Source organism: Streptomyces sp. NRRL F-525 (genome assembly GCF_000716605.1).
Lineage (GTDB): Bacteria > Actinomycetota > Actinomycetes > Streptomycetales > Streptomycetaceae > Streptomyces.
Genome location: NZ_JNXE01000060.1, coordinates 26,229 through 32,447 on the forward strand (window position 1 = coordinate 26,229; position 6,219 = coordinate 32,447).

At 71.2% G+C, this 6,219-nt stretch carries 5 protein-coding genes; 3 read left to right on the forward strand and 2 right to left on the reverse strand.

The features are described 5' to 3' along the window. Positions 1-39: 39 nt before the first annotated feature. Complete coding sequence (locus tag OO69_RS45950; RefSeq protein WP_033286993.1) at positions 40-1,020, reverse strand: ATP-binding protein; 981 nt, start codon at positions 1,018-1,020, stop codon at positions 40-42. A 101-nt stretch (positions 1,021-1,121) separates the two neighbouring features. On the opposite strand from OO69_RS45950, the gene OO69_RS45955 reads away from it, so the two are divergent. Further along, a complete protein-coding gene (locus OO69_RS45955) occupies positions 1,122-1,946 on the forward strand; it encodes a hypothetical protein (RefSeq protein WP_033286986.1) in 825 nt (274 codons plus the stop codon). A gap of 351 nt (positions 1,947-2,297) precedes the next feature. On the opposite strand, the gene OO69_RS45960 is transcribed toward OO69_RS45955, so the two are convergent. Further along, the gene (locus OO69_RS45960; protein ID WP_033286987.1) at positions 2,298-3,140 is read right to left on the reverse strand and encodes an HAD family hydrolase; all 843 of its coding nucleotides are present in this window, start codon (positions 3,138-3,140) and stop codon (positions 2,298-2,300) included. 585 nt (positions 3,141-3,725) lie between these two features. On the opposite strand from OO69_RS45960, the gene ssd reads away from it, so the two are divergent. After that, positions 3,726-4,829: a septum site-determining protein Ssd gene (gene ssd / locus OO69_RS45965; RefSeq protein WP_033286988.1), complete on the forward strand. Its 1,104-nt coding sequence runs from the start codon at positions 3,726-3,728 to the stop codon at positions 4,827-4,829. Positions 4,830-5,074: 245 nt separating this feature from the next. Further along, the coding region (locus tag OO69_RS45970) for a TadA family conjugal transfer-associated ATPase (RefSeq protein ID WP_033286989.1) at positions 5,075-6,219 on the forward strand (1,145 nt) is incomplete at its 3' end.

The window sequence follows — 6,219 nt, forward strand, 5'->3', positions numbered from 1 at the left end:
CCGAGGGGAATCGCCGCGCGCGTGGCTTCACGCAGCGTGTCACGCGGAGGCGGTGACGCTCTCGTCGAGCACGAACCCGGGGTCGACCTGCGCCGCCAGGTCGGCCCCGGTGCGCTCATTGCCCCAACTCCGCGCGTTCTTCAGGTGGAAGTGCACCATCTGCCGCGTGTAGCGCTCCCAGTCGCGCAGTTCGTACGTCGCGTCGGCGGCGATCTCCAGCAGGCGCAGGGCGCGGCGGTTGGCGTCCTCCAGGAGCTCGAACCGGGGCGGCCGGCCCTTCTCCATGGCACGCACCCAGTCCGAGTGCCCCACCGTCACGAGCAGGTCGTCCCCGACCTCGGCGCGGAGGAAGTCGAGGTCGTCCTGGCCTTGCACCTTGTTGCCGACGACCTTCAGGACGACCCCGAAGTCGCGGGCGTACTCCTTGTACTGGCGATAGACGGAGACCCCCTTCCGGGTCGGCTCGGCCACCAGGAACGTGATGTCGAAGCGGGTGAACATGCCGGAGGCGAAGGAGTCCGAGCCCGCCGTCATGTCCACCACGACGAACTCGTCGCGCCCGTCCACCAGGTGGTTCAGGCACAGCTCCACCGCTCCGGTCTTGGAGTGGTAGCAGGAGACCCCCAGGTCGGCGTCGGTGAAGGGGCCCGTGACCATCAAACGGACGGCGCCGCCGTCGAGTTCCACCGGTCGCGCGCAGGCGTCGTAGACCGGATTGTTCTCGCGCACCCGCAGCAGCCGGGAGCCCTCGCCGGGCGGGGTGGTCTTGATCATCGTGTCGGCGGAGGTGATGCGCGGGTTGCTGCCGCGCAAGTAGTCCTTGATCAGGGGGAGGTGCTCGCCGAGTGCGGGCAGTGCGGCGGCCTCGGACTCGTCCAGGCCGAGGGCGGGGCCCAGGTGCTGGTTGATGTCCGCGTCGACGGCGACGACCGGTTGGGCGGTGGCCGCGAGGTGGCGGACGAACAGGGAGGACAGGGTGGTCTTCCCGCTGCCGCCCTTCCCGACGAAAGCAATTTTCATGTTCACGAAGCGTAGTCGTGCCATTGCTGTGCGTGGCAGGTGTGCGTGAAGAAGACCACTCAATCGTGGGGCGGACCCTTGGGATGGCTACTGTCGTACTCATGAGTACGACAGGTGCGACCGCCGATCCGCTCGCGGCCCTGGGCACACTGCCCGGAGTGGCCGAGTCCGTCGAGTCCATGCGCAAGGCCGTGGACAGGGTCTACGGGCACCGCGTCATGCGGCGCCGCAGCAACGAGCTCACCGCCGAGGCGGCCTTGCGTGGCGCGCGGGGTTCGGCGGCACTGTCCGGGGCCGACTGGGCGCTCGAAGAGGTGCGTCGGCGCACCGACTTCAGTGGTGACGCGGAGGCGCGCACCATGGGCGCGGCCCTCCGGCTGTCCGCCGAGGCGGGCCAACTGCTGTCCATCTGGCGGCAGTCGCCCCTCCGGGTGCTCGCCCGGCTGCACCTGGTGGCGGCCGCGAGCAACGACGACACGGTCGGCCGGCCGCGACAGCAGGGGGAGCCGGTCGACGAGCCGCTCATCGAACTGCCGCTGCCCGGCGCCGCCGAGGTGTCCGGGCGGCTGGACGGACTCGCGGACCTGGTCATCGCGGGCGGTTCGGCACCGGCGCTGGTGACGGCCGCCGTCGTGCACGGCGAACTGCTCGCCCTGCGCCCCTTCACCTCCCGCAACGGCCTGGTCGCGCGCACCGCCGAGCGGATCGTCCTCATCGGCAGCGGCCTCGACCCGAAGTCCGTGTGCCCTGCGGAGGTCGGCCACGCCGAGCTGGGGCGCGCGGCCTATCTGGCGGCACTGGACGGTTACGTGTCGGGCACCCCGGAGGGCATGGCCGCCTGGATCGCGCACTGCGGCAGGGCGGTCGAACTGGGAGCGCGCGAGTCGACGGCGGTGTGCGAGGCGTTGCAGCGCGGCGCCGCCTAGTAGTGAGCGTCGATATGAAAAAGGCCCCCTACTGGGGGGCCGTTACAAGGGTGCGGCGGTACGAGGATTCGTACCGCCGCTGGCATGTTCCACCGGGTTACCAAGCGTCCTCGAAATATTGCCCATCAGGTCGGGAACCTGGCCCGTCACCTGGTGCGGCTGGCCCGTAATCGACGGGTCGACGTCGCGTGGGTGCTCGGTGTTCATGCGCGGTCCGTGGGGCCAAATGCGTTATTAAGGTGATCCTTTCGGATGTCCTTGGTCTCGCGGGCCGTTGAATCCTTTGTACTCCAGCCCTGGAGGAAGCGGAACCCCTGGCCGCGGTTCTTTACTTTTACGTTCAAAGGGTCACTAACCGGCGTAAACGGTCGCCGCCTTGCGTCGGCTCGCGTACCAGACGAGCCCGGCTGTCGCCGCCGCGGCACCCACGGCCGCCGCCACGACCAGCGCCGGGCGGGGCGGTACGGAGAGCACGGGCAGCCGCTGCTTGAGCCGGACCGGGCGGTTGAAGTCCAGAATCGGCCACCCGCGCGCGAGTGCCTCGCGGCGCAGCGTGCGGTCCGGGTTCACGGCGTAGGGGTGGCCCACGGACTCGAGCATCGGCACATCGGTCGCCGAGTCGCTGTAGGCGAAGCAGCGGTCGAGGTCGTACCCCTCGGACTGGGCCAGCTCCTTGATCGCCTCGGCCTTCGTCGGGCCGTACGCGTAGTACTCCACCTCGCCGGTGAAACAGCCGTCGTCGCCCACGACCATGCGGGTCGCCACCACCCGGTCCGCGCCCAGGAGTTCACCGATCGGCTCGACCACCTCGGCGCCGGACGTGGACACGATCACGACGTCGCGGCCGGCGGTGTGGTGCTCCTCGATGAGGGAGGCCGCCTCGTCGTAGATGATCGGGTCGATCAGGTCGTGCAGCGTCTCGGCGACGATCTCCTTGACCTGCTGGACGTTCCAGCCGCGACAGAGTGCGGACAGGTACTTCCGCATCCGCTCCATCTGATCGTGGTCGGCGCCGCCGGTGAGGAAGACGAACTGCGCATAGGCGGTCCGCAGGGCGGCCCTGCGGTTGATCAGTCCGCCTTGGTAGAAGGACTTGCCGAAGGTGAGCGTGCTCGACTTCGCAATGACCGTCTTGTCCAGGTCAAAGAAGGCTGCTGTGCGGGGCAAGGAGTGGTTTTCCACAACCCAGAGCATAGGCGCAGCCCATTCGGCGTAAGGTGAGGCGCGTGGGTTTGCCTGAGAGGCCTCTCGGGTACACCATGGAAGTCACGGATCGTTCGCGACCGTGCTAACGCGGTCCGGCTCCTCCCCCCCCCGAGTCGGCCGTGAAGGCGACCCCCACTCTCCCCCCCGGTGGGGGTCGTCGCATGTCCGGACGCGTTTTCCCTCCCTGCACGTGGTCGTGAGACCAACCCGAGGCGGCTGGTGCCGCCTTTTTTCATGCCCAGAGCTCGTCACCGTGCGTAGTTGACGGACTGCGCTGTGGAACTCGTACAGAGGCCAGTACAGGGGTCACCGGTATGGGTGAAGGCGATATTCACAGGCCCTGAGTTGTCCACAGTTTTCGACCAAGATCCACACGATTTCCGCGATGCCCGCACCGTGATTCCAACGCGTCCTCGCTCGCGGCGAGTTCATGGCCCGTTCCGTTTGTCGGACGCGTTTGGCCGGTTTCTGTCGGCCGTGCATATGGAGGGCCGGTCGCCGGTTCTCCGCACCTTTGGAAATCGCGGTGCCGCAGGGGTGACGCGAGAGACACAGCGATGGGGGATGGAAAACATGGCCGGAACCGTCACACACGATTCGCCGCACGCGGCCGGAGGGCGACAGGGCGGACCGCTGATCGTCACCGAGGACGCCGAACTCCTCGACGACCTGCTGCGCCTGTGCGCGGCGGCCGGCGCGACACCCGAGGTCCATCACGGGGTGCCGGAGCGCCAGGGCGGCTGGGAGACGGCACCGCTCGTCCTGGTCGGCGACGACGCGGCGCGGCGGGTGCGCGGGGCCGCCCGGCGGCGCGGGGTGGTGCTGGTCGGCCGGGACCAGGACGACTCGGGGGTCTGGCAGCGGGCTGTCGAGATCGGCGCCGACCACGTCCTGATGCTGCCGGACGGCGAGCAGTGGCTGGTCGACCGCATCGCCGATGTGGCCGAGGGCGTCGGTCGCCCCGCGCTCACCGTGGGCGTCATCGGCGGCCGTGGCGGGGCCGGAGCGTCCACGCTCGCGTGCGCCCTCGCCGTCACCTCCGCGCGTGAGGGGCTGCGCACGTTCCTGGTGGACGCGGATCCGCTGGGCGGCGGACTCGACGTACTCCTCGGCGGCGAGACGGTAGAGGGCCTGCGCTGGCCCGCGTTCGCCGCCTCGCGCGGCCGGGTCGGCGGCGGCGCCCTGGAGGAGTCCCTTCCCGAAATCCACTCGCTCAAGGTGCTCAGCTGGGACCGCGGCGACTGCGTCGCCATCCCGCCCCAGGCGGTGCGGGCGGTGCTCGCCGCGGCCCGACGGCGCGGCGGCACGGTCGTGGTCGACCTGCCCCGCCGCATCGACGACGGGGTCGCCGAGGCCCTCGCCCAACTCGACGTGGGTCTCTTGGTGGTCCCCGCCGAACTGCGCGCCGTGGCGGCGGCCGGCCGGGTCGCGTCCGCCGTCGGCATGGTCCTGCGCGACCTCCGCGTGGCGGTACGGGGTCCGTACGCCCCCGGCCTCGACGACCGGGAGGTGGCCCGCCTCCTGGGCCTGCCCCTGGTCGGTGAAGTGCCGGTCGAATCGGGGCTGTTGCGGCCGCACGAGGGCAAGTCGCCGCCGGGGACTGCGGGAAAGGGGCCGTTGGCGCGGTTCTGCCGGGAGTTCCTGGAGCGGGCGTTGGTCGAGGCGGGTGGCGTATGAGGCGGGTGGTGAGGAGTGTGGGGAGTTCCGAGCGGGGTGGTGCGGCGGAGGCCCTGGGGAGCAGGGGGCCTGGGCTTACGGGGGTGGGCGGTTCGGCGGATGCGGGGATGGGCGCGTCCATGGGGGACGGCGGTTCGACAGGTGTCCCGGCAAGTGGAGTGGTCGGGGTTGAGCGGGTCAGGGACTCGGGGGGTGTTTCGGGGCGCTGGGCTTCGGGTGCCGGCGGGGCGAGTGGCGGGGCGGCGATGCCTGTCGGGCTGCTCGACGGTGTGCGGCGGTGGCTGGCGGAGAGCGGGGGTGAGCCGACGCCCGCGCGGGTGGCGCAGGCGTTGCGGGAGCAGGGGCGGGTGCTGGGGGACGCCGAAGTGCTGGGCGCGGCCGAGCGGTTGCGGTCCGAGCTGGTGGGCAGCGGCCCGCTGGAGTCCCTGCTCGCCGACCCCTCCGTGACCGACGTCCTCGTGTCGGCCCCGGACCGGGTCTGGGTCGACCGGGGCGGCGGCCTGGAGCTGACCACCGTCTCCTTCCCGGACGCGGCAGCCGTACGACGCCTCGCGCAGCGCCTGGCCGCGGTGGCCGGACGCCGACTGGACGACGCCCGCCCCTGGGCCGACGCCCGGCTGCCCGACGGGACCCGCCTGCACGCCGTACTGCCCCCGGTCGCCGTCGGCTGCACCTGTCTGTCGCTGCGTGTCGTACGACCGCGCGCGTTCACGTTGGACGAGTTGGTCACGGCGGGCACGGTGCCGCCGGGCGGGGACCGCATCCTGAGGGCGCTGATCGAGGCACGGCTCTCGTTCCTGATCAGCGGCGGAACCGGTAGTGGCAAGACGACGTTGCTGAGCACGCTGCTCGGGCTCGTGGGACCGGGGGAGCGGATCGTGCTCGCGGAGGACTCGGCGGAGTTGAAGCCGGACCATCCCCACGTCGTACGGCTGGAGAGCAGACCCGCCAACCAGGAGGGCGCCGGGCTCGTCACGCTCCAGGACCTGGTCCGCCAGGCACTCCGGATGCGGCCGGACCGGCTGGTCGTCGGCGAGGTGCGAGGCCCTGAGGTCGTCCACCTCCTCGCTGCCCTCAACACGGGCCACGAGGGCGGATGCGGCACCGTCCACGCGAACGCGGCGGCTGATGTGCCCGCCCGCCTGGAGGCCTTGGGGACGGCCGCCGGCCTCGACCGGGCGGCGCTGCACAGCCAGTTGGCGGCGGCCCTATCGGTGGTCCTGCATCTCGTACGGGACCGGGCGGGGCGGCGACGGATCGCCGAGGTCCATGTCCTGGAGCGGGACCCGTCGGGGTTGGTGCGGACGGTGCCGGCGCTGCGGTGGGGGGTGGAGGCGTTCGCGTACGAGCGGGGGTGGGAGCGGTTGCGGGAGGTGATTCGGGGTGGGGG

Coding starts and splice junctions, on each gene's coding strand:
- OO69_RS45955 (WP_033286986.1), top strand. CDS start 1,122: ATGAGTACGACAGGTGCGACCGCCGATCCGCTCGCGGCCCTGGGCACA.
- OO69_RS45960 (WP_033286987.1), bottom strand. CDS start 3,140: ATGCTCTGGGTTGTGGAAAACCACTCCTTGCCCCGCACAGCAGCCTTC.
- ssd (WP_033286988.1), top strand. CDS start 3,726: ATGGCCGGAACCGTCACACACGATTCGCCGCACGCGGCCGGAGGGCGA.
- OO69_RS45950 (WP_033286993.1), bottom strand. CDS start 1,020: ATGAAAATTGCTTTCGTCGGGAAGGGCGGCAGCGGGAAGACCACCCTG.